This is a genomic window from Pseudomonas sp. NBB, from assembly GCF_032701105.1.
GTDB lineage: Bacteria > Pseudomonadota > Gammaproteobacteria > Pseudomonadales > Pseudomonadaceae > Aquipseudomonas > Aquipseudomonas asiatica.
On record NZ_CP103994.1, the window covers coordinates 592371 to 615871 of the forward strand.

Below are 23501 nucleotides of genomic sequence, written 5' to 3' on the forward strand. Positions count from 1 at the left end.
TGCGCAAGGCTTGGTGGCTTGCACGACCTTTGTGGGAGCGGCCTTGTGTCGCGAAAGGGCCGCAAAGCGGCCCCCAAGGGATTACAACCCGAGCCTGGCCATCCGAGCCGTCACCGAAGCCTCGATCCCAGCCGCATCCAGCCCGCACTCAGCCAGCATCTGCGCCGGCTTGGCATGCTCGACATAGATGTCCGGCAACCCAAGGTGCAGCAGCGGTTTCACGATCGCCTGGCTGGCCAGGAACTCACCCACAGCCGCACCGGCACCGCCCATGATGGCGTTTTCTTCGATGGTTACCAGCAGCTCATGGCTTGCAGCCAGCTCCAGCACCAGCGCCTCGTCCAGCGGTTTGACGAAACGCATGTCCACAACGGTAGCGTTGATCTGCTCGGCCACCTGCATGGCCTCGGCCAGTTGCACGCCGAACACCAGCAAAGCGACTTTCTCGCCCTGGCGACGGACCACGCCCTTGCCGATTTCCAGCGGCTCCAGGTCACCGCTGATCGGCGCGTTCGGGCCGGTGCCACGCGGGTAGCGCACAGCCGCCGGGCCGTTGTACAGGTGGCCGGTGCTGAGCATCTTGCGCAGTTCGTTTTCGTCGCTTGGGGTCATCACCAGCATGCCCGGGATGCAGCGCAGGTACGACAGGTCGTAGCTGCCCGCGTGGGTCGGGCCGTCTTCGCCGACCAGGCCGGCGCGGTCGATGGCGAACAGCACGTCAAGATTCTGTACCGCCACGTCGTGAATCAGCTGGTCGTAGGCGCGCTGCAGGAAGGTGGAGTAGATCGCCACCACCGGCTTGCTGCCCTCGCAGGCCATGCCGGCCGCCAGGGTCACGGCATGTTGCTCGGCAATCGCCACGTCGAAGTAACGCTCCGGGTAGCGTTCGCTGAACTCGACCAGGTCGGAGCCTTCCTTCATCGCCGGGGTGATGCCCACCAGGCGGTTGTCGGCGGCAGCCATGTCGCACAGCCACTGGCCGAACACCGCGGAGTATTTTGGGCCGCTGGCTTTCTTCGGTGCGGCGGGTTTGTCGGCCGGCTCCAGCTTGGTGATGGCGTGGTAGCCGATAGGGTCGATCTCGGCCGGGGCGAAGCCCTTGCCCTTCTTGGTCACCACGTGCAGGAACTGCGGGCCCTTGAGGTCACGCATATTCCGCAGGGTGGCGATCATGGTCGGCAGGTCGTGGCCGTCGATCGGGCCGATGTAGTTCCAGCCCAGTTCTTCGAACAGCGTGCCCGGCACCAGCATGCCCTTGGCGTACTCCTCGGTGCGGCGGGCGATTTCCCAGGCGCCTGGCAGGCGCGACAGCACTTTCTTGCTGCCTTCGCGCATGCTCGCGTAGGTGCGGCTGGAGAGGATCTTGGCCAGGTAGTTGGACAGGCCGCCGACATTGCGCGAAATCGACATGTCGTTGTCGTTGAGGATCACCAGCATGTCGGCGTTGACTTCCTGGGCGTGGTTCAACGCCTCGAAGGCCATGCCGGCGGTCAGCGCGCCGTCACCGATCACCGCGATCGACTTGCGGTCGCTGTTCTGCAGGCGGGCGGCAATGGCCATGCCCAGTGCGGCGCTGATCGAGGTGCTGGAGTGGCCGACGCCGAAGGTGTCGTACTCGCTCTCGCTGCGGCGCGGGAAGGCGGCGATGCCGCCCTTCTGGCGCAGGCTGAGCATGCGGTTACGGCGCCCGGTGAGGATCTTGTGCGGGTAGGCCTGGTGCCCCACGTCCCACACCAGCCGGTCGTCGGGGGTGTCGAAGACATAGTGCAGGGCGATGGTCAGCTCGATGACGCCCAGGCCGGCACCAAAATGCCCACCGGTCTGACCCACGGTGTAGAGCAGTTCCTGGCGCAGTTCGTCGGCCAGGGTCTCCAGGTCGGCTTCGGCCAGCCGGCGCAGGCCGGCAGGCGTGTCAGCGCGGTCGAGCAACGGCGTGACCGGGCGTTCGCGGGGGATCTCTTGAAACGTCGTGGGCATCAGGCGAGTCGTTATAGGTGTGTGAAGACGCGGCAGTTTACCCCATTGTAGGAAATACTGCCCATTCAGACGGGTGTCGCATGGGGCTGCTGTGCAGCCCTTCGCGGGCAAGCCCGCTCCCACAGGTGCAGCGCTGTCCTGTAGGAGCGGGCTTGCCCGCGAAGGGCCGCACAGCGGCCCCAGTCAAATCAGTTGCGGCGTTCGACGATGTAACGCGCCAACGCCCGCAGCGGTTCGGCCTTTTCGCCGAACCCTTGCAGTGCGACCAGCGCCTGGTCGCGCAGTTCGATCGCATAGGCCTTGGCCGCTTCCAGGCCCAGAAGCGCCGGGTAGGTCGGTTTGTCACGGGCGATATCGGCCCCCTGGCGTTTGCCCAGGGTCGCAGTGTCGCTTTCCACGTCAAGGATGTCGTCCTGCACCTGGAACGCCAGGCCGATGGCCTGTGCATAGGTCTGCAAGGCATCCAGTTGCGCCTGTTCGGCGCGGGCGCTGGCCAGGGCGCCGAGGCGCACGCTGGCTTCGATCAGCGCGCCGGTCTTGTGCCGGTGCATGAACTCCAGCGCCTGCTGGTCCAGCTTCAGGCCAACCGAGCCCAGGTCGATGGCCTGGCCACCGACCATGCCTGCCGGGCCGGCAGCCTTGGCCAGGGCCTGGACCATGGCCAGGCGAATGTTGTCATCCTGCGGGCTCAGACGCGGGTCGAGCAAGGCGCTGAAGGCCAGACTCTGCAAACCGTCGCCGGCGAGGATCGCGCAGGCTTCATCGAAGGCTTTGTGGGTGGTCGGCTGGCCGCGGCGCAGGTCGTCGTCATCCATGGCCGGCAGGTCGTCATGCACCAGCGAGTACGCGTGGATCAGTTCCACCGCACAGGCTGCGCCGTTGGCCTGTTCGGCCGGGGCGCCCAATGCTTCGCAGGCCGCGTAAGCCAGCAGCGGACGAACGCGTTTGCCACCGTTCATCACGCTGTAGCGCATGGCGGCGTAAAGGCGTTCGAGTTCCTTGGTCGGGGCGACGAACAACGGTTCGAGGGCGGCATCGACTCGCGCCTGGCAGCTGGCCTGGTAGGTGCCGATCATGCTTCCGGCTCCGCGTCGAAGGGCTGGGCCGCCAGTTCGCCATCGCGTTCCAGCAGGATCTGCACCTTCTGTTCGGCCTGGGCCAGGGCACCCTGGCAATCGCGGGTCAGGGCGATGCCTTGCTCGAAGGCGGCCAGCGACTCTTCCAGCGACAACTCGCCGTTCTCCAGGCGCTCGACCAGTGCTTGCAGGTCTGCGAGGGATTGCTCGAAATCGAGGGAGGCTTTTTTGCGGGCCATGGCGACTGTCTCGGTGGCATTCAGAACGGCGCGACACTAGCAGAGCGGGGCGGGGGGAGCAAACTTCCGGCAGCCTGAGGTTGCACTTGCCGGCCTCTTCGCGGGTAAACCCGCTCCCACAGGTACTGCACCGGTTCCGAGTCTGCGCGGTCCCTGTGGGAGCGGGTTTACCCGCGAATGGGCCGCAAAGCGGCCCCGTGCGGTGGATCAGGCTGGCTCTGCTTCCAGCTCCAGCATGGCCTCACGGTACCGCGCCAGTTCCTCGATGGTCAGCACCGGCAGATTGTATTGCCGCGCATACACCGCCACCTGCTCGCCACGGGCCATCGTGCCATCGGGGTTCATCAGTTCGCACAGCACTGCCGCCGGGCGCAACCCGGCCAGGCGTGCCAGGTCCACCGAGCCTTCGGTGTGGCCACGGCGGGTCAGCACCCCACCATTGCGGGCGCGCAGCGGGAATACATGCCCCGGGCTGACGATATGGCGCTGGTCCGCAGTAGAGCGCAATGCCGCGCCAATGGTGGTGATGCGGTCCTGGGCGGACACCCCGGTGGTGATGCCTTCCGCCGCCTCGATGGTGACGGTGAAGCCGGTGCCATGGCGTGCCTGGTTGTTCTGCACCATGGGTGCCAGTTGCAGTTCGTCGACGGTGGCCTCGTCCAGGCACAGGCAGACGATGCCGCTGCAATCGCGAATCATCATGGCCATGGTCTGCAGCGAGATGTTCTCGGCGGCGGCGATGATGTCCGCTTCGTCCTCGCGGTCGTCGTCGTCGAGCAGCAGCACAGGGCGCCCGGCCCGGAAGGCGGCGATGGCGGCGCTGACATTGGGGAATTGCGGGTGGTGCTTGGTGGACATGAAACGCTCCTCGTGAATGATCGATGAACGTCTCGGGGCGAACAAAATGCGCGCGCAGGGGCGCCCGGATGGCCCCTGCCTGACGCCTTCTTTCATCCGGACTATGACCGTCGGCTCTGGAGTCTCACCAGATCTGCTGACCCCCGGCATGGCCGGGGCGCTCGCGGGCTCATCTTTCGATTTACCGCCGGTGGGGACTTTCACCCCGCCCTGAAGACCCGCCAAGCATACAGCACATTGCCACCTCGCTGGCAACCCACGGCTCTACGACCTTTGGCGGTATCATTCGGCTATGCATTCGAGGAACAACCCCATGGACATTCTCCAGGTCGCCGGCGGCAAGCCGGTCAAGTTGTGGACCGACGGCGTACCGGTGGAAGACGACGCCCGCAAGCAACTGCTCAACACGGCCAGGATGCCGTTCATCTTCAAGCACCTGGCTGTGATGCCGGACGTGCATCTGGGCAAAGGCTCGACCATCGGCAGTGTGATCCCCACGGTTGGCGCGATCATTCCCGCCGCGGTGGGTGTGGATATCGGCTGCGGAATGATCGCCGCGCGCACGTCGCTGCACGCCCGTGACTTGCCGGACAACCTGCATGGCCTGCGCAATGCCATCGAGCACGCCGTGCCGCATGGCAAGACCTTCGGCAAACGTGACCAGGGCGCCTGGGCCGATGTGCCGGCCAAGGCGGACAAGGCCTGGGGGCAGTTGGCCGGGCGCTTCAAGGCCATCACCGACAAGTACCCGCGCCTGGAGAAGACCAATAACCGCCATCACCTGGGGACGCTGGGCGGCGGCAACCACTTCATCGAGGTGTGCCTGGACGAGGCCGACCGCGTCTGGTTCATGCTGCACAGCGGCTCCCGGGGCGTGGGCAATGCCATCGGCAACCTGTTCATCGAACTGGCCCAGGCCGACATGCGCCAGCACCTGGCCAATTTGCCGGACAAGGACCTGGCGTATTTCGAGGAAGGCAGCCGCCATTTCGCCGACTACGTTGAAGCGGTGGAGTGGGCGCAGGACTACGCCAGGCAGAACCGCGAGCTGATGATGCTGGCGGTGGTCGGTGCGGCTCGCAAGGCGCTCGGCAAACCGTTCGAGGCCAGCCTGGAAGCGGTGAACTGCCACCATAACTATGTGCAGCGCGAGCAGCATTTTGGCCGAGAGGTGCTGGTGACGCGCAAGGGGGCGGTGTCGGCGCAGAAAGGGCAGTTGGGCATCATTCCCGGCTCGATGGGGGCCAAGAGCTTCATCGTGCGAGGGCTGGGCAACGAGGAATCGTTCTGTTCCTGCAGCCATGGTGCCGGCCGGGTGATGAGCCGGACCAAGGCCAAGAGCCGCTTCACCGTGGAAGACCAGCGGCGGGCCACGGCGCATGTGGAATGCCGCAAGGACAAGGAGGTGATCGACGAGATCCCCATGGCCTACAAGGACATCGATGCGGTGATGCGCGCGCAGCAGGACTTGGTGGAGGTGGTGCACACCTTGCGGCAGGTGGTGTGTGTGAAGGGCTGACGGGTTTACCGAGATATCCCTTCATTCGAGCCGCGGTATGACTTCTGATAATCAGATTTTTTCCGTTGCGCGTAGGCCATTTCTGAAATAGCTTCCTGGCGCCCCAATGGCATGCCATTGCGCGCGCTTGAGGGTGGCTGCGTACGGGAGGTTTTCGAACCTGCCGGTTTCGTTCTCTGCCGGTCTTGCAGACCTGTACGTGGCCGCCACCCATCACACTGCAAGTAATGAGTGGCGGTTCTAGCCAATCAACTGAGAACCTCACCATGCTTAAGATTGTCCCCGATCCACCCCACGATATTCATTCCCTTGAAGAAACCCTGATCCTGGCCACGGACTACGCGCTGTGCATCAGGCCATGCTGCTGCCCGCTCAGCCTCGGACTTTGCACTGAGGCTTGAGTGATGTGTTGTCTGGGCCGGCCTTTTCGCGGGTAAACCCGCTCCTACAACGATCGGTGGTCCATGTAGGAGCGGGTTTACCCGCGAAAGGGCCCGTCCAGGCAGTCGAGAATTCTCAGGGGATTCAAAAATGACCACAGAAGACACCCAATTCACTGTCGGCAAGACCACGTTCTACCAAGGCGAACATGGCACCCACCCACTGTTTCGCATCGAGCCCGGCATTCTGTGCAGAGACGCCCGCGAGCAGTCCTGAGAGTTGATGGGCTATGTCCGAGAACTGACCATCACCGGCCTGATGGATGATGCCGAGCTGGGCATGGGACAGTGATGAGCGTTCGCCGTGGCAGTTTCAACGCCTGTCGGTATACACCTGTTGGCCTGCTTGATTAGAGTGGCGCCTGAGGTGATACAGGCCAGTCAAGCCTTTCGACAAGCGAGGTGCAGGTGAGCGTTGATATCGAGTGTGTGGTGGTCGGGGCCGGCGTGGTCGGCCTGGCGGTGGCGCGCGCCTTGGCCCAGGCTGGCCATGAAGTGCTGGTGGTGGAGGCGGGCGAGGGCATTGGCGTCGGGGTCAGCTCGCGCAACTCCGAGGTGATCCACGCCGGCCTGTATTACCCCGACGGCAGCCTGAAGGCGCAGTTATGTGTCGAGGGCAAGCAACGCCTGTATGCCTATTGCGACAGTCGGGGCGTTGAATACCAACGCCTCGGCAAACTGATCGTCGCCACCGATGCGGCCCAGGTCGAAGGCTTGCAGCGCCTGCTGGAGCAGGGCCGGCGCAATGGTGTCGATGACCTGCAATGGCTCGACGCCGACCAAGCGCGTGAGTTGGAGCCGGCGCTGTCATGTGTCGCCGCGCTGTGGTCGCCGTCCACCGGCATCATCGACTCCCACGGTTTGATGCTCGCCCTGCTTGGTGACGCCGAGGCCGCAGGCGCCACCTTGGTACTGCATACCCCACTGCTTGCCGCGCGGGTGATCGAGGCCGGTTTCAGCCTGGACATGGGCGGTGCCGAGCCGATGAGCCTGACCTGCCAGCGGCTGGTCAACTGCGCCGGGTTATCGGCAGTTGAAGTCGCTGGGCACATCACCGGCCTCGATCCGGCCCATGTGCCCAAGGCCTATCTATGCAAAGGCAGCTATTTCAGCCTGAGCGGTCGCGCGCCATTTCGGCACCTGGTGTACCCCGCACCGGAGCACGCCGGCCTGGGCGTGCACATGACCCTCGACCTGGGCGGCCAGGCGCGCTTCGGCCCGGATGTGGAGTGGGTGGAAAATATCGACTACCCGGTAGACCCCCGACGCGGCGACAGCTTCTACGCTGCAGTACGGCGCTATTGGCCCAACCTGCCAGACGCCAGCCTGCAACCGGCCTACAGCGGCATCCGCCCGAAGATCAGCGGCCCGCAGGACCCGGCGGCAGACTTTGTCATCAGTACGCCCATCGAGCATGGTGTGCCGGGGCTGGTGAACCTGTTTGGTATCGAGTCACCGGGTTTGACCAGTTGCCTGGCATTGGCGGATCGCGTGCTGCGTACCCTGCGTGGCAACTGAAGGCAGTGCCGAGCTGCCTTCAGTCTTTATGCATGTGCTGCTTGCCATCGCGATGAGTATGGGCCTTTGAATGCCCCTCATCATGCTGGCTTGCGCCCGAGGCCTGCTCACCATGGTGGCCAGGCACGTTGCCGCGGTGCTGGCCTTCATGGTTGTGCATTTCATTTTCGCCACCACCATGCTGGTGGCCGCCACTGGCCGCGACCATCGTTTTGTACTGCTGGGCGTTCAACTGGGGTAGCTGATCCAGGAAGGCGACGATGCCCCAGATGTATTCATCGCCCATGCTCTTGCCCCAGGCCGGCATGCCGGAGGCCTTGATGCCGTGCTTGATGATCCAGAACGCCGCAGCGGGGTCGCTACCGATCCCGCTTTTGGTCAGGTTGGGGGGTGATGGATACAGAGCCTGGCTGAGCTCGGTCTTCTCGACGCCAGGGGCAAGGTGGCAACCGATGCACATGGCATTGTAGTTACCGGCGCCGGTACGAATCAGCGCTTCATCTTTCAGGTCTGGCACCTCGATGTCCCTGGCCCGTACTGCGATCGAGCGGTCCCGTGCCATGGCCAGAAAGGCATGCACGGCGGGGAAATGGGGATCATCGGCTCCCACATTGACCAGGCCGGAGTACGCAGCACCCAGCACGGCCACGCTGGCCATTGCGCTTGCTGCAACAAGCGTTGTTATTGTTCTTTTCATGTCTGGTTCTCAAAACCACATGCGGATACCTGCCACGAAACGCGCTTCATCCACATCACCACCGTCGTCGCGGACGAAATCGGCGGTTTTGCCGTAGGAGCGGCTCCAGGTGATGCCGATGTAGGGGGCGAACTGGCGGACAATTTCATAGCGCAGGCGCAGCCCGACTTCGGTATTTGCCAGGCCGGAACCCACACCGCGCCCAGGGTCGTTCTTGCCATAGAAATTGGCTTCAGCGGTTGGCTGCAGGATCAGGCGGTTGGTCAGCAGAATGTCGTAGTCGCCTTCCAGGCGCGCGGCAGTCTGGCCGTTCTCGCCAATGAACGCGGTGGCTTCGGCTTCGAAGTCGTAGAGCGCCATGCCCTGGATACCGAACGCCGCCCAGGTCTGGGGAGATTCAGGCTTGAAGTCCTGGCGCACCCCGGCAACCACATCCCACCATGGGCTGATCGCGCGGCCGTACAGCAGCTGCAATTCGGCATCCTCGGTGACACCGTTGGTGCGTTCACCTTCGGAGCGGATCCACAGCCGGTTGATATCGCCGCCTACCCAGCCAGAAGCATCCCAGGTCAGCGTGCTGCCTTCATCCGCATCCTGGTACTCGAGCTGATCCAGCAGGAAGAAGCTGTTGATAGCACTGTCGTGCATCTGATGCCCACCCAATGGGGGGAAGGCTGCCTGGCGGTCGGCGTCGGTCAGGACCGGGATCGGGGTACGGCTTGTTGTCGGTGTATCCGCCGAGCCTTGGTTCATTGTCGAATGGTCCATAGCCTCATGATTCATAGCTCCATGATTCATCGCGCCATGGTCCATGCCCTGCATGCTGCCATGATCCATCTCGCCGTGGTCCATCATCGAATGGTCCATTTCTTCAGCGGCGAAGCTGGGCGCAGCGCCCAGCGCCCCCAGCGTAACGGTCAGTGCCAGCAGCGATGGTCGTGCCAGGCTATTGAGCATCTTTCCCTGCCTTGGCTTTGTTACTGCCATGGGATTCCATCATCTTGCCGTGGTCCATGCCCTGCATCGAACCATGGTCCATACCCTTCATGGCGTCATGGTTCATACCTTTCATCGAGCTGTGATCCATCCCTTTCATGGCGCCATGGTCCATGCCCTTCATCGCACCATGGTCCATGCCTTGGGCACTCCTGGCTTCCTTGGCATCGGCAGACTGCTGATCGTTGCCGTCGGACCAGGATGCCGGGGCATAAACTGCAAACAGGCCGGCTATCGCAGCAGAGAGAAAAAACGCGCTTCGTTTCATTGGTTTGCTCATCTCGGATCTCCAGTTCATTCGTCCACGCGGACTTCGCGGAACATGCCCATTTCCATGTGGAACAGCAGGTGACAGTGATAGGCCCAACGCCCCAAGGCATCTGCCGTGACGCGATAGCTTCGTTTTGAGCCAGGCGGCATGTCGATCGTGTGTTTGCGCACCATGAAGTTGCCGTTCTCATCCTCCAGGTCGCTCCACATGCCATGCAGGTGGATGGGGTGAGTCATCATGGTGTCGTTGACCAGGGTGATGCGCAGGCGCTCGCCATACTTGAGGCGCAGTGGCTCGGCATCGGAAAACTTGATGCCGTCGAAGGACCACGCGAACTTTTCCATGTGGCCGGTTAGGTGCAACTCGATTGTGCGACCAGGCGCGCGGCCGTCCGGGTCCGGGAAGGTGCTGCGCAGGTCGGCATAGGTCAGCACACGGCGGCCGTTGTCACGCAGGCCGATGCCCGGATCGCCCAGTTTTGGCGTCGGGGTCATCGTTTGCATGTCGACCAGGGGGTTGTTGGTCTCGGACTCTGGGTGGCTCTGCATGGGCGCGCTGGTGCCAGCCATTTCGCCATGGTCCATGCCGGCCATGCTGCCATGGTCCATGCTGCCGTGGTCCATGCCAGCCATGTCACCGTCGTCCATGCCGGCCATGCTGCCGTGATCCATGCCGCCCATACCGCCATGGTCCATGCCCATATCGCTCATGGAAATGGTCGGCCGTGGATCGACAGCGGGAACAGGGGCCTGCAAGCCCTCGCGAACCGCCAGGGTGCCCCTGGAATACCCGGTACGGTCCATGGATTGGGCGAAAATGGTGTAAGCCTGCTCGCTTTCGGGTTCGACGATGACATCGTAGGTTTCGGCAACGGCAATGCGGAACTCGTCGACCGCAACGGGTTTGACATGCTGCCCATCCGCCGCGACAACCGTCATCTTCAGGCCGGGAATTCGCACATCGAAATACGTCATGGCCGAGCCGTTGATGAAGCGCAGGCGGATTTTCTCGCCCGGCTTGAACACGCCCGTCCAGTTACCGTCGGGGGCCTGGCCGTTCATCAGGTAGGTGTAGGTGTAGCCGCTCACGTCAGCGAGATCGGTGGGGCTCATTTTCATCTCGGCCCACATCTTGCGGTCGGCTACCGCGGCGGACCAGCCCATTTCGCTCACATCGTTGACGAAATCGCCCACCGTGCGCTTGTGGTAGTTGTAGTAGTCGGACTGCTTCTTGAGCTTGGACAGCACCCGTGCAGGGTCTTCATCCGTCCAGTCGCTGAGCATGACCACGTAGTCCCGGTCATAGGTGAACGGCTCAGGCTCTTTCGCGTCGATGACCAGGGCGCCATACACCCCGACCTGCTCCTGGAAACCGGAGTGGCTGTGGTACCAGTAGGTGCCGTTCTGCTGGACCTTGAACTTGTACTCATACATGCCGTCGGGGGCGATGCCATGGAAGCTCAGGCCCGGCACGCCGTCCATGTTCGCCGGCAGGATGATGCCGTGCCAATGGATGGAGGTGTCCTGCTGCAAGCGGTTGCGCACACGCAGCGTGACGGTATCGCCTTCGCGCCAGCGCAGGATGGGCCCGGGAATGGAGCCGTTGATGGCCATCGCTGTGCGCGCAGCGCCGGTAATGTTGACCGGCAGCTCACCGATGTAGAGATCGAAGTCGGTGCCGCTCAGCACACTCGGTTGGCCCGGGCTGGTCACGGCCCAGACCGGCGCGCGCCACATGCCAAGCCCGCCAAGCAGTCCGGTAGCGGCAAGGCCTTTGACGAAGGAGCGTCTGGTGGTTTTGCTTTGCATGCCGTTGCGTCCAGTCAGTCGTGAAGTCGCTGGCATTCAGCGGTTGAATGCCCAGCCCGTGGGACGAGAGGCCCACAATCATCATTCACGCTAGCGGACCTGCGCTGTCATCTGGCTGAGCTTCAGATTACTTTTTTGTCAGCTTCTGACTGGATGTACTGGCGAACCCTATGGTCTGGCTGCAACGCCAGTGTCCGGGAAGCCTGCAACAGTCTGCAAAGGGTGGGAGTGGCTTTTACTCGGGCATTAAAAAGCCGGCTTGTGGCCGGCTTCTCGGGGACGCTTCCGACTAATTTATGGTAAGCCGCAATCGCCTTAACTGTGTGGCCATCAAGGGCCTGAAAGAGATGGCAGATGCCCGTGTGGGATATCGCCGAGCCCTCTGGACCGCGGCTTGCGCCGGTCGGGGCTGAATGTGGGGCGTAGCATACAAGGGCGCGCGCAGGATGCCCAGCAAAAAATGGCACAGGTTTGTTTCAGTCGGGCCGTTGCTGGCGGAAATGCGACCAGTGGAACACCCAGCCCAGGATCTTCAGGCCTTGTGTCTGGCGCTGGGCGGCGGTGTAGCGTTCGACCGCATAGTTGCGCCGATCATGGCTGTGCAGGTACAGCGTGCCGTGCTGGCCGAGGCTGAGGTTGTTAACCCTGAGCACGCCGTTGTGCAGCAGGGCATAGGTTTCGCCCTCGACCACCTGGGTCATGCCCAGGTCGATGGCCAGGGTAGCTTGCAGCGGAATCAGCGGGGTCATGTTGCTGGCGGGCATGGCCAGGCAGATGGCGTCGTCGGCATGCACTCCCAACCCCTTCAGGGCTTTTGCGGGCAGGCACAGGTGTTTGCCGGCCACGGGCGACAGCAGGCCGTTGTGCAACTCGTAAAAGGGCACCTTCAATATACGGCCGCCTTGCGCAGATAGCGGCGTGGGCGGGTTGGCGGGCGCCGGCCCCGGTGGGCAGGTGCGCAGGATCGGGTTGTGGTGTTTGGGGCCTTCGCCCGTGCGCAACCAGCGACGATGCACGCAGAACAGGTCCGCCATTTCGTCCAGCCGGGCCAGGGGCACGCCGCGCTTGAGCCAGTTGTTGACGTGCTGGGGCGTGACGCTGCGCTGGGCGGCGAAATCGGAAGAGGTCAGGCCACATTCGTGGAGGAGGGCTTTGAGTCTGTCACCGGATGTGTTCATGGCGGCGAGTGTAGCGGCGGGATGCCAGCAAGGATATGAACCGGATGTTGATGGGGCTTGTGTGAAAAGCGCCTGTTTGTAGGGCGTTGGAGTAGGACTGCGTAGGACTTTTTACTCTCCCAAGCAAGTGCGCGCTCCCACAGGGATCGCGCCAGCATCTAGAATTTGAGCAAGACAGTTGTTCCCACAAAAGTGCTGCGCAGGCAGGTCATCCAGTGCCAGGGAGACCAGCCATCCATCAGGCATAAAAAAACCCCGCCGAGGCGGGGTTCTTCATGCAACCGGCATCAGCCCTTGTAGGCAGCAACCGATTTGGTGATCGCGGCGCGGGCGGCGTCAGCGCCTTCCCAGCCTTCGATCTTGACCCACTTGCCCTTCTCGAGATCTTTGTAGTTGGCAAAGAAGTGCTCGATCTGCTGGATCAGCAGGGCTGGCAGGTCGGTGTATTCCTTCACGTCGACATACAGCTGCGACAGCTTGTCGTGAGGAACAGCGATGACCTTGGCGTCGCCGCCGCCGTCGTCGGTCATGTTCAGCACGCCGACCGGACGGGCGCGGATAACCGAACCTGGGGCTACCGGGTAAGGGGTAACGACCAGCACGTCCAGCGGATCACCGTCATCGGCCAGGGTGTTCGGGATGAAGCCGTAGTTGGCTGGGTAGAACATCGGGGTAGCCATGAAACGGTCGACGAACAGGGTATCGCTGTCCTTGTCGATCTCGTATTTGATCGGCGCGTGGTTGGCCGGGATCTCGATGGCGACGTAGATGTCGTTCGGCAGGTCTTTGCCCGCCGGAATCTTGCTGTAGCTCATTGGGCAGTGCCCCCGTGTTTGACCAAAAAAGTGGCGGCGATTATAGGCACATTCTGCATGGGCATGCCACGCCTGGCCTGATGTGCGGCCCCGTCAGGCGTGGCTTTCGCGGTATTCCGGGTGTTCGGCCTGCAGCCGGCACAGGCGCGCCAGCGGGTCTTGGCGGTAGAACAGCGACAACTGGCGGTAGACCTGTGGATAAGCCTGTTGCAGCAGGTCGGGAGCACTAAAGAAGTACTCGCTGGTTACGGCAAAGAACTCTGCGGGGTTCTCTGCGGCATATGGATCGATGGCGGTTTCGGCGTCGGGGTTGGCGTCCAGCTGGCGGTTGAGGTCGTCATAGGCCTGTTGCATGGCGGTTGCCCATTCATCCACGGGCATGCCGCTGTGCAGCGGCGGCAGGCCGTTGGCATCACCATTGAGCATGTCGAGCTTGTGCGCCAGTTCATGGATGACCAGGTTGTAGGCCTCCCAGCCACCACTGGCCAGCACGCCGCTCCAGGCGAGGATGATCGGGCCCTGCTGCCAGGCTTCGCCGCTGTGCTCACCGTCCCACACGTGCTCCACGCCACTGGCATCGCGGTGGCGCTGGGGGCTCTTGAAATCGTCTGGGTAGAGGATGATTTCGTGGAAACCCTGGTACCAGTTCAGCTCGCCCAGGTGCAGCAGCGGCAATTGCGCCTGGGCCGCCAGCAACAGGCGCTGCTCGTCATCCGGCTCGACGCCGGGCAGGCAGGTGAGGTGCTTGTCGAGCAGGAACAGGATGCAGGCTTCACGCAGCCAGCGATCCTCTTCGTCAGTGATGCCGTCCAGCATTGGCAGGCGCTCGCGCACGGCCTGCCATTGCTGGGGGGTGATGGGATAGCGCGCCAGGGTGCGCTTGCGCCGCCAGGCGCTGAACGACCACATCGGCAAGTTTCAGTGCGCTTTGGCCGTGCGGCCCAGACGGCCACGCAGCAGGCCGAGGATCATCGGTACCAGCGACAGGATGATGATGCCCACCACCATCAGCGACAGGTGCTGTTTGATGAATGGCACGTTGCCGAAGAAGTAGCCCAGTGTCACCAGGCCGCCGACCCACAGTAGCGAACCGGCGACGCTGAAACCGAGGAAGCGCGGGTAGTGCATGTGGGCGATGCCGGCGACGAACGGCGCAAAGGTGCGCAGGATGGGCAGGAAGCGCGCCATGGTCACGGTCTTGCCGCCGTGGCGTTCATAGAAGTCGTGGGTACGCTGCAGGTAGTCGCGACGGAAGATCTTCGAGTTGGGGTTGTTGAACAACCGCTCGCCCGTCGTGCGGCCGATCACATAGTTGGTGCTGTCGCCGAGGATCGCGGCGGCCATCAGCAGGCCGGCCAGCAGCAACGGGTCCATGCCGCCACCGGCGGCCACGGCGCCGGCAATGAACAGCAGCGAATCGCCAGGCAGGAAGGGCATGACCACCAGCCCGGTTTCACAGAAGATCACGGTGAAGAGGATGGCGTAGATCCAGGGACCGTAGTTGGTGACCAGCAGATCGAGGTAGGCATCGAGATGCAGGATAAGGTCCAGCGGGTTGAAATCCATGTACAGCACCTGTGTTCTTGGGCGTAGGCTCGGTTACCTGCGGATGGGTAAATTTTCACACACGACAGGTGGGCCATTATACGGCTAAGTCAGGATCATGCCCGGGGAGTTTGTAGCGGGGGGTTACGGCAGGGGGTACTCCTGTACCGGCCTCTTTGCGGGTAAACCCGCTCCCACAGGTACAGCACCGACTTCAGATGTGCCGCTATGCCTGTGGGAGCGGGTTTACCCGCGAAAAGGCCGGTGCAGGTCAATCCTGGCTGATCGGCAGGATATAGCTCTTGAACTCGTTATCCTCACGAAACCCGATGGATTCGTAAGTCTTGTGCGCTACCTCATTGTCTGCACTGGTCGACACCCGCATGCGCACGGCGTTGGTTTCCTTGGCCATTTTCTTCGCCTCGCGCATCAGGTGGTCGGCCACCAGCATGCGCCGCGAGTCCTCGGCCACGTAGATATCGTTGAGAATCCATACCCGCTTCAGCGACAGCGACGAGTAGCTCGGGTACAGCTGGCAGAAGCCCAGCAGCTTGCCGTCATCATCATCGGGTAGCGCCAGGTAGATCACCGACTCATCCCGCTTCAGGCGCTTTTCCAGGAAGCTGCGCGAACTGTCGGGGTAGGGTAGCTGCCCATAGAACTCGCGGTATTTGACGAACATCGGCGTAAGCAGATCGAGGTGTTCCAGGGTTGCCTTGATGATGCGCATGTGCGGCCCTCAGAGTCCATTAGGGGAAACAGCGGATTGCCAGCAGCTTTCAAAGGCATGCTGCCCAATGCTTGGCGCAAGTGCAATCCGCCTTCCGTGACATGTTTTTTATCCTTTGCCGAGCAGGAAGTTACCTTTCTGGCCGGTGGTGTTTTCGCTCTCCAGGCTATGGACCTCGGCCTCGTCCTTCAGATTCACCCCGGAAAGCTGGCGCCGGCAGGCTTCGCGCATCAAGTACAGCAAGCGGTGCGCCGCCATGCCATAACTCAGGCCCTCCAGGCGGATGTTGGAAATGCAATTGCGGTAGGCATCGGTCAGGCCGACCTTTGGCGCATAGGTGAAGTACAGGCCAAGGCTGTCGGGCGAGCTGAGCCCCGGGCGTTCGCCGATCAGCATCACCGTCATCCGTGCGCCCAGCAGTTCACCGACCTCGTCGGCCACTGCCACGCGGCCCTGCTGCACCAGCACCACCGGGGCGCTGGTCCAGCCGTCGGCGGCGGCCTGTTCCTCGAAGCGCGCCAGGAACGGCAGCGTGTGGCGGTGCACGGCCAGCGCCGATAGGCCGTCAGCGACGACGATGGCCAGGTCGACCCCGCCGGGGTTGGCCTGGGCATGCTGGCGCAGCACGGCAACCGAATCTTCGCTCAGCCGTCGCCCCAGGTCCGGGCGTTGCAGGTACTGGTTGCGGTCGCTGGCGGCGCTGTGCAGCACCAGGCTTTCGCGCCCGCGGTCACTCAGCTGGGTAGCCAGGCCGGCATGGTCGAAGGCCAGATGCACGGCATCGCGTGCCTGGGCGTGGGCGAACTGGAAGTCCAGTTGCGCACCGGTCGGCAGGCTGGTGCCGGTACGGCCCAGGGCAATGCGCGCCGGGGTCAGGTTGCGCAGGGCCAGCCAGGGGTTTTCGGGGGTAGGCGTGCGGTGGTCCATGGTCATCCCTATGCAAGCTGTGCCAAGGCCTGGCGGAAGGCCGGCGGCAGGTTGTCACCAAAGCGCACCCGGCCATCGGCCTGGGTGAAGATGCCGGTGCGGGCCAGCCATGCCTCGAATTCCGGCCCGGGCTTCAGGCCCAGGGTCTGGCGTGCATACAGCGCGTCGTGGAACGAGGTGGTCTGGTAGTTGAGCATGATGTCGTCGGAGCCTGGGATACCCATGATGAAGTTGATCCCGGCCACGCCCAGCAGGGTCAGCAGGGTGTCCATGTCGTCCTGGTCGGCTTCGGCGTGGTTGGTGTAGCAGATGTCGCAACCCATCGGCACTCCCAGCAGCTTGCCGCAGAAGTGGTCTTCGAGGCCGGCGCGGATGATCTGCTTGCCGTTGTACAGGTATTCGGGGCCGATGAAACCGACCACGGTGTTGACCAGGAACGGCTTGAAGTGGCGGGCCACGGCATAGGCGCGGGTTTCACAGGTCTGCTGGTCGACGCCGTGGTGGGCGTTGGCCGACAGCGCGCTGCCCTGGCCGGTTTCGAAGTACATCAGGTTCTGCCCGAGGGTCCCGCGTTTCAGCGAAAGGCCCGCTTCGTAGCCTTCCTGCAGCACGTTCAGGTTGATGCCGAACCCGGCGTTGGCCGCCTCGGTGCCGGCAATGGACTGGAACACCAGGTCCAGTGGTACGCCACGGTTGATCGCCTCGATCGAGGTGGTGACGTGGGTCAGCACGCAGGCCTGGGTGGGGATGTCGTAGCGCTGGATGATGGCGTCGAGCATCTCCAGCAGGGCGCAGATCGAGGCGATGCTGTCGGTGGCCGGGTTGATGCCGATCATGGCGTCACCGTTGCCGTACAGCAGGCCGTCGAGAATGCTGGCGGCGATGCCGGCCGGCTCGTCGGTCGGGTGGTTGGGCTGCAGCCGGGTCGACAGGCGCCCGCGCAGGCCCATGGTGCCACGGAACCGGGTGACCACGCGGATCTTCTGTGCCACCAGCACCAGGTCCTGCACGCGCATGATCTTCGACACCGCTGCGGCCATTTCCGGCGTCAGCCCGGGTGCCAGGCTGCGCAGGCTGTCCTCGTTGGCCTCTTCGCTCAGCAGCCAGTCGCGCAGGCCACCCACGGTCAGGTGGCTGACCGGGGCGAAGGCCTGGGCGTCGTGAGTGTCGATGATCAGGCGCGTGACTTCATCATCTTCGTAAGGGATCAGCGCTTCGTTGAGGAAATGCGTCAGCGGGATATTGGCCAGGGCCATCTGCGCGGCGACCCGTTCGCCATCATTGCTGGCCGCCACGCCCGCCAGGTAGTCACCCGAGCGGGCGGGGCTGGCCTTGGCCATCACTTCCTTGAGGCTGTCGAAGCGGTAGACCAGGTGGCCGACCGTGTGTACGAAACTTGCCATACAGAGTCTCCAGAGCCGCGGGTTGCCCCGCGGCGGGTGGCGGCGATCAGTGCAAGGCCTCTTCGGCCTTCTGGATCGCGGCGAATTCCTCTTCCGGTGTACCCGCGACCAAGTGGTGGCGGCTGTAGAAAGCAAAGTAGGCAATTAATACCGCATAGATCACTGCGGCGCCAATCACCACCCGTGGGTCTACCAGGAAACCGGCGACCACGGCGATGCAGGCCAGTACCAGTGCCAGGCCCGAGGTGAAGATGCCACCGGGGGTGCGGTATGGGCGCTCCATCTTCGGCCGGCGGATGCGCAGGGTGATGTGCGCGGCCATCATCAGCACGTACGATAGGGTAGCGCCGAACACCGCCACCAGAATCAGCAGGTCACCCTGGCCGGTCAGCGACAGGGCAAAGCCGATGATCCCGGGGATGATCAAGGCCAGTACCGGGGCCTTGCTCTTGTTGGTTTCCGACAGCTTGCGCGGCAGGTAGCCGGCGCGGGACAGGGCGAAGATCTGCCGGGAGTAGGCGTAGATGATCGAGAAGAAGCTGGCGATCAGCCCAGCCAGGCCGACCAGGTTGACGAAACCGCCCATCCAGGTGCTACCGCCGTAGGCCTTGGACAAGGCTTCTACCAGCGGGTTGCCGGACGCTTTCAGTGCTTCGGAGCCTGCGCCGCCGGGGCCGACCACCAGGATCAGCAGGGCGAAGGCCAGCAACACCAGCATGGCGCCGATCAGGCCGCGTGGCAGGTCACGCTTGGGGTTCTTGGTTTCTTCGGCAGCCAGCGGCACGCCCTCTACGGCAAGGAAGAACCAGATGGCATAGGGGATGGCCGCCCACACGCCGACATAGCCGAACGGCAGGAAGCTGCTGGCGCCCACAGCGTCCGTTTTGGCGATGTCGAACAGGTTGGCTGCATCAAAATGGGGCACCATGCTCACCAGGAACACGGCTAGAGCGATGGCTGCGATGGCGGTGATGATGAACATCAGCTTCAACGCCTCACCCACGCCAAAGATGTGGATGCCGATGAACACGATGTAGAACGCCAGGTAGATCATCCAGCCGCCGATGCCGAACAGTGACTGGCAGTAGGCGCCGATGAATACCGCGATGGCGGCGGGGGCGATAGCGTACTCGATGAGGATCGCCGTGCCGGTGAGGAAGCCGCCCCAGGGGCCGAAGGCGCTGCGGGCAAAGCCGTAGCCGCCGCCTGCGGTGGGGATCATCGACGACAGCTCGGCCAGCGAGAAGCACATGCACAGGTACATGGTGGCCATCAGCAGGGTGGCGAGGAACATGCCGCCCCAGCCGCCCTGGGCCAGGCCGAAGTTCCAGCCGGCATAGTCGCCGGAGATGACGTAGGCCACGCCCAGGCCGACCAGCAGGACCCAGCCGGCGGCGCCTTTTTTCAATTCACGTTGCTGGAAATAGTCCGAGCCGACTTTTTCGAAGTCGACGGAAGAGCCTGCCGGCGAGCCGGCGGAATGATCGCTTGGCATAGATTCACCTGTTGTTTTTCTTGGTGGCCGGACGGGTTCCGGGCCGATGGTGATGGGTACTGCAGGAAGCGAGCCAGAGCGTTGGTGCACGGTTACCGCTCTGGGTTTTGTATATGCAGGCCTGGCCTCTTCGCGGGTGAACCCGCTCCTACAGGGGGTGTACAGCGCCTTAAGCAAGCGCAGTACCTGTGGGAGCGGGTTTACCCGCGAAGCAGGCGACGCGGTTTAGAAGAAGCCCAACGGATTGATGTCGTAGCTCACCAGCAGGTTCTTGGTCTGCTGATAGTGGTCAAGCATCATCTTGTGCGTCTCACGCCCGACCCCCGACTTCTTGTAGCCACCGAACGCGGCATGCGCCGGGTACAGGTGGTAGCAGTTGGTCCACACGCGGCCAGCCTTGATCCCACGGCCCATGCGGTAGGCACGGTTGATGTCGCGGGTCCACACGCCGGCACCCAGGCCGAACTCGGTGTCGTTGGCGATCGCCAGGGCTTCGGCTTCGTCCTTGAAGGTGGTGACGCTGACCACCGGGCCGAAGATTTCTTCCTGGAACACGCGCATCTTGTTGTTGCCCTTGAGCAGGGTCGGCTGGATGTAGTAACCGGTGGCCAGCGAGCCTTCCAGTTTTTCGACCTTGCCGCCGGTCAGCAACTCGGCGCCTTCCTTCTGGGCGATGTCCAGATACGACAGGATCTTCTCGAACTGCTGTTGCGAGGCCTGCGCTCCGACCATGGTGTCGGTGTCCAGCGGGTCGCCGCGCTTGATCTGCAGCACCTTCTTCATCACCACTTCCATGAACTGCGGGTAGATCGACTCCTGTACCAGTGCCCGTGACGGGCAGGTGCATACCTCGCCCTGGTTGAAGAACGCCAGCACCATGCCTTCGGCCGCCTTCTCGATGAAGCTTGGCTCGGCTTGCATGATGTCTTCGAAATACACGTTCGGCGACTTGCCGCCCAGTTCGACGGTGGACGGGATGATGTTCTCGGCGGCGCATTTCATGATGTGCGAGCCAACCGGGGTCGAGCCGGTGAAGGCGATCTTGGCGATGCGCTTGCTGGTGGCCAGTGCTTCACCGGCTTCGCGGCCATAGCCTTGTACCACGTTGAGCACGCCTTTTGGCAGCAGGTCACCGATCACTTCCAGCAGCACGGTGATGCCCAGCGGGGTCTGTTCGGCCGGCTTGAGCACCACGCAGTTGCCGGCGGCCAGGGCCGGGGCGAGCTTCCAGGCGGCCATCAGGATCGGGAAGTTCCACGGGATGATCTGCCCGACCACGCCCAGTGGCTCATGGATGTGGTAGGCCACGGTACCTTCGTTGATTTCCGCGGCGCCGCCTTCCTGGGCGCGGATGCAGCCAGCGAAGTAGCGGAAGTGGTCGACCGCCAGCGGAATGTCGGCATTGAGGGTTTCGCGGATCGGCTTGCCGTTGTCCCAGGTTTCGGTAATGGCCAGCAGTTCGAGGTTCTGCTCGATACGGTCGGCGATCTTCAGCAGAACGTTGGAGCGGTCCTGCACTGAAGTGCGGCCCCAGGCGTCGGCTGCAGCGTGGGCGGCATCCAGGGCTTTGTCGATGTCTTCGGCAGTGGAGCGAGGGAATTCAGCGATCAGCTTGCCATTCACCGGGGAGGTATTTTCGAAGTACTGCCCCTTTACCGGAGGAACGAACTCACCACCGATGTAGTTGCCGTAGCGGCTCTTGAAGGAAACCTTCGCGCCTTCGGTACCGGGATGTGCGTAACGCATGGTGTGTCTCCTGGCTATTGTGTTTGTTAGGGAGTTGGAAAGCGTAGAGCAAAGGTTGGGCCAGCGTTTCGAGCGCCAGGTAAATCAATGACTTGGCTCGGTCCTTTGGGCCGGGCCCACGATCTCTGTGCCAGCGCCGGTACGCGCGGGGGTGACACTTTGTGCCATTTGCGACACGTAACCGGAGGGTGCATTGCAAAGCCTTCCCGGGTGGAGGATGCTGGCGGGACTCTCTATCTGCGGAGAACTACAACAATGCAGAGCAATCATTTCAGTCGCCATGCCCAGCAAGTCCATACCGTCGCCCATGGTGGGGCCGGGGAGGGTGGCAGTGACCCGTCCATCGCCCGCTCCTGGCTACGCTGCCTGGAGGACTACCACCTCGACCCGTCGGTGATCGAGGCCCCGGTGGTGCTCGAGCATGGGCGCTTGCTGGAAAGCCGCGAGCGCCTGCGCCAGGTGCTGCAGATTGCCGACCATGAAATGAACAGCCTGCACCAGCAGCTTTCCGGGGCCGGCCATGCGGTGCTGCTGACCGATGCCCGTGGGGTGATCCTCAATTGCGTCAGCGCGCCGACCGAGCGGCGCAGCTTCGAGCGTGCCGGGCTGTGGCTGGGCGCTGACTGGAGCGAGGCGCGCGAGGGCACCAACGGCATCGGCACCTGCCTGGTCGAGCGCCAGGCGCTGACCATTCACCAGAACGAGCACTTCCGCGGTCGCCACACCGGCCTGACCTGCTCGGCCAGCCCGGTGTTCGACCCGCATGGCGAGTTGCTGGCAGTGCTGGATGTGTCTTCGGCGCGGCCCGACGTTTCCCGGCAGAGCCAGTTCCACACCATGGCTTTGGTCAACCTGTCGGCGAAGATGATCGAAAGCTGCTACTTCCTGCGCCATTTCGAACAGCAATGGCTGCTGCGTTTTCACCTGCAGGCCGAGTCGGTCGGCCTGTTCAGCGAAGGCCTGCTGGCGTTCGACGGTGACGGGCGCATCTGCGCCGCCAACCAGAGCGCGCTGAACCTGCTGGGCACGGTGCGTGGTGGCGTGCTGGGCAAACCGCTGGAACGCTTCTTCGCTTGCAGCCACGACGAACTGTTCAGCCGCGCCACGCCTGGCGGCAGCACGGCGTGGCCGCTGCATACCCTGGACGGGCGCCAAGTGTTCGCCAGCCTGCGTGGCCAGGCGCGCGCACCGGTGTGGTCGGTACCAGCCGCCCAGCCGCGGCCCACGCGGGAAGTGGAGCCGCTTATCTGCCTGCTCGACCCCGCCTTGCAAAACGACTTCCGCCGCAGCGTGCGGGTGTTCGAGCGCGATGTGCCGCTGTTGCTGCGCGGCGAGACCGGCTGCGGCAAGGAGGCCTTCGCCCAGGCCGTGCACCAGGCCAGCGAGCGGCGCGGCAAGCCGTTCGTCGCCATCAACTGCGCCTCGATCCCGGAAAGCCTGATCGAGAGCGAACTGTTCGGCTATCGCGGCGGCAGCTTTACTGGTGCACGCAAGGAAGGCATGCGCGGCAAGCTGCTGCAGGCCGATGGCGGCACCTTGCTGCTGGACGAGATTGGCGACATGCCACTGGCCCTGCAAACCCGCCTGCTGCGCGTGCTGGAGGAGCGCCAGGTGGTGCCGATCGGTGGTGAGCCGCAGGCGGTCGACGTGCGCATTGTCAGCGCTACTCACCGTGACTTGCTGGAACGGGTGGAGCAGGGCAGTTTCCGCGAGGACCTGTATTACCGGCTGAATGGTCTGGAAGTGGCATTGCCTGCGGTGCGCGAGCGCAGTGACAAGGCGCAGTTGCTGGACTTTCTGCTGCGTCAGGAGGCGCAGGGAGAACCGATCGATATCGAGCCCAGGGCGCGGCAGGCACTGCTCGACTTCGCCTGGCCGGGCAACGTGCGGCAGATGCGCAACGTGCTGCGTACCCTGGTGGCACTTTGCGAAGACTCCCGCATCGCGTTCCCGGATCTGCCCACCATTCTCCGCAACAGCACCGTCCCTGTAGGAGCGGCCTTGTGTCGCGAAAGGGCCGCAGAGCGGCCCCAGGGTCTCAGCAGCGCCGACCAATCTGCAGGGGCTGCGTCGCAGCCCGATCGCGACACAAGGCCGCTCCTACAGGATGCGGAGCGGCAAGCATTGTTGGAGACGCTAGATGCAAAACACTGGCACCTCACCCGTGTCGCCGAGCACTTGGGCATCAGCCGCAATACCTTGTATCGAAAACTGCGCAAACACGGCATCACCAGAGCCGACTGAGCGAAACATCTGGTGCGAT

21 protein-coding genes and 1 riboswitch are annotated in these 23501 nt (G+C 63.3%); of the genes, 4 read left to right on the forward strand and 17 right to left on the reverse strand.

The features are described from left to right. Nucleotides 1-81 precede the first annotated feature (81 nt). From dxs to ribB, 4 genes are all read right to left on the reverse strand, one after another. Nucleotides 82-1977, reverse strand: coding sequence for a 1-deoxy-D-xylulose-5-phosphate synthase (dxs, locus tag NY023_RS02685; RefSeq protein ID WP_013970680.1), 1896 nt, complete (start codon nucleotides 1975-1977; stop codon nucleotides 82-84). A 188-nt stretch (nucleotides 1978-2165) separates the two neighbouring features. Further along, nucleotides 2166-3053: a (2E,6E)-farnesyl diphosphate synthase gene (gene ispA / locus NY023_RS02690; protein WP_013970681.1), complete on the reverse strand. Its 888-nt coding sequence runs from the start codon at nucleotides 3051-3053 to the stop codon at nucleotides 2166-2168. Beyond that, on the reverse strand, nucleotides 3050-3292 hold the full coding sequence (locus NY023_RS02695) for an exodeoxyribonuclease VII small subunit (protein ID WP_003255380.1): 243 nt from the start codon (nucleotides 3290-3292) through the stop codon (nucleotides 3050-3052). The genes ispA and NY023_RS02695 overlap by 4 nt, the downstream gene beginning before the upstream one ends. Nucleotides 3293-3499: 207 nt before the next feature. Then, nucleotides 3500-4150 carry a 3,4-dihydroxy-2-butanone-4-phosphate synthase gene (ribB, locus tag NY023_RS02700; RefSeq protein WP_013970682.1) on the reverse strand — a complete coding sequence of 217 codons (651 nt, stop codon included), beginning with the start codon at nucleotides 4148-4150 and terminating at the stop codon, nucleotides 3500-3502. Nucleotides 4151-4230: 80 nt separating this feature from the next. After that, nucleotides 4231-4372, reverse strand: a riboswitch (FMN riboswitch). 91 nt (nucleotides 4373-4463) lie between these two features. Between ribB and NY023_RS02705 the strand changes: the two genes are divergently transcribed. The 3 genes from NY023_RS02705 to NY023_RS02715 all read left to right on the forward strand — a co-directional run bounded on the left by NY023_RS02705 (nucleotide 4464) and on the right by NY023_RS02715 (nucleotide 7627). Then, nucleotides 4464-5669 (forward strand): RtcB family protein, encoded by a 1206-nt coding sequence (locus NY023_RS02705; RefSeq protein WP_013970683.1) that lies wholly within the window; start codon nucleotides 4464-4466, stop codon nucleotides 5667-5669. Between the two features lie 531 nt (nucleotides 5670-6200). After that, a complete protein-coding gene (locus NY023_RS02710; protein ID WP_013970684.1) occupies nucleotides 6201-6326 on the forward strand; it encodes a hypothetical protein in 126 nt (41 codons plus the stop codon). 191 nt (nucleotides 6327-6517) lie between these two features. Continuing rightward, entirely contained in the window at nucleotides 6518-7627 is a 1110-nt protein-coding gene (locus tag NY023_RS02715) for an NAD(P)/FAD-dependent oxidoreductase (RefSeq protein WP_044047204.1), read from the forward strand. A gap of 19 nt (nucleotides 7628-7646) precedes the next feature. Here NY023_RS02715 and NY023_RS02720 read toward each other — a convergent pair whose 3' ends face one another. From NY023_RS02720 to NY023_RS02780, 13 genes are all read right to left on the reverse strand, one after another. After that, a complete protein-coding gene (locus tag NY023_RS02720) occupies nucleotides 7647-8324 on the reverse strand; it encodes a c-type cytochrome (protein ID WP_013970686.1) in 678 nt (225 codons plus the stop codon). A gap of 9 nt (nucleotides 8325-8333) precedes the next feature. Continuing rightward, the gene (locus NY023_RS02725) at nucleotides 8334-9281 is read right to left on the reverse strand and encodes a copper resistance protein B (protein ID WP_013970687.1); all 948 of its coding nucleotides are present in this window, start codon (nucleotides 9279-9281) and stop codon (nucleotides 8334-8336) included. Then, nucleotides 9271-9618 carry a hypothetical protein gene (locus NY023_RS02730; protein ID WP_031324559.1) on the reverse strand — a complete coding sequence of 116 codons (348 nt, stop codon included), beginning with the start codon at nucleotides 9616-9618 and terminating at the stop codon, nucleotides 9271-9273. The genes NY023_RS02725 and NY023_RS02730 overlap by 11 nt, the downstream gene beginning before the upstream one ends. Then, entirely contained in the window at nucleotides 9615-11399 is a 1785-nt protein-coding gene (locus NY023_RS02735) for a copper resistance system multicopper oxidase (RefSeq protein WP_013970689.1), read from the reverse strand. The genes NY023_RS02730 and NY023_RS02735 overlap by 4 nt, the downstream gene beginning before the upstream one ends. A gap of 476 nt (nucleotides 11400-11875) precedes the next feature. Then, entirely contained in the window at nucleotides 11876-12577 is a 702-nt protein-coding gene (locus NY023_RS02740) for an XRE family transcriptional regulator (protein ID WP_013970690.1), read from the reverse strand. 287 nt (nucleotides 12578-12864) lie between these two features. Then, entirely contained in the window at nucleotides 12865-13392 is a 528-nt protein-coding gene (gene ppa / locus NY023_RS02745) for an inorganic diphosphatase (protein ID WP_003255365.1), read from the reverse strand. 93 nt (nucleotides 13393-13485) lie between these two features. Further along, nucleotides 13486-14301: a zinc-dependent peptidase gene (locus NY023_RS02750; protein ID WP_013970691.1), complete on the reverse strand. Its 816-nt coding sequence runs from the start codon at nucleotides 14299-14301 to the stop codon at nucleotides 13486-13488. A gap of 9 nt (nucleotides 14302-14310) precedes the next feature. Beyond that, nucleotides 14311-14958 (reverse strand): DedA family protein, encoded by a 648-nt coding sequence (locus NY023_RS02755; RefSeq protein WP_015268798.1) that lies wholly within the window; start codon nucleotides 14956-14958, stop codon nucleotides 14311-14313. A 250-nt stretch (nucleotides 14959-15208) separates the two neighbouring features. Next, nucleotides 15209-15667 carry a GNAT family N-acetyltransferase gene (locus tag NY023_RS02760; RefSeq protein ID WP_003257044.1) on the reverse strand — a complete coding sequence of 153 codons (459 nt, stop codon included), beginning with the start codon at nucleotides 15665-15667 and terminating at the stop codon, nucleotides 15209-15211. Nucleotides 15668-15775: 108 nt separating this feature from the next. Continuing rightward, the gene (gene eutC / locus NY023_RS02765; RefSeq protein ID WP_044047205.1) at nucleotides 15776-16594 is read right to left on the reverse strand and encodes an ethanolamine ammonia-lyase subunit EutC; all 819 of its coding nucleotides are present in this window, start codon (nucleotides 16592-16594) and stop codon (nucleotides 15776-15778) included. Between the two features lie 8 nt (nucleotides 16595-16602). Then, nucleotides 16603-17997, reverse strand: a complete 1395-nt coding sequence (locus NY023_RS02770) for an ethanolamine ammonia-lyase subunit EutB (RefSeq protein WP_013970694.1) — start codon at nucleotides 17995-17997, stop codon at nucleotides 16603-16605. Nucleotides 17998-18043: 46 nt separating this feature from the next. Then, nucleotides 18044-19492 carry an ethanolamine permease gene (gene eat, locus NY023_RS02775; RefSeq protein ID WP_013970695.1) on the reverse strand — a complete coding sequence of 483 codons (1449 nt, stop codon included), beginning with the start codon at nucleotides 19490-19492 and terminating at the stop codon, nucleotides 18044-18046. Nucleotides 19493-19717: 225 nt separating this feature from the next. After that, nucleotides 19718-21238 carry an aldehyde dehydrogenase family protein gene (locus NY023_RS02780; RefSeq protein ID WP_003257045.1) on the reverse strand — a complete coding sequence of 507 codons (1521 nt, stop codon included), beginning with the start codon at nucleotides 21236-21238 and terminating at the stop codon, nucleotides 19718-19720. A 255-nt stretch (nucleotides 21239-21493) separates the two neighbouring features. Here NY023_RS02780 and NY023_RS02785 point away from each other — a divergent pair, with 255 nt between their 5' ends. Then, nucleotides 21494-23482, forward strand: coding sequence for a sigma-54-dependent Fis family transcriptional regulator (locus NY023_RS02785; protein WP_013970696.1), 1989 nt, complete (start codon nucleotides 21494-21496; stop codon nucleotides 23480-23482). Nucleotides 23483-23501: the final 19 nt, after the last annotated feature.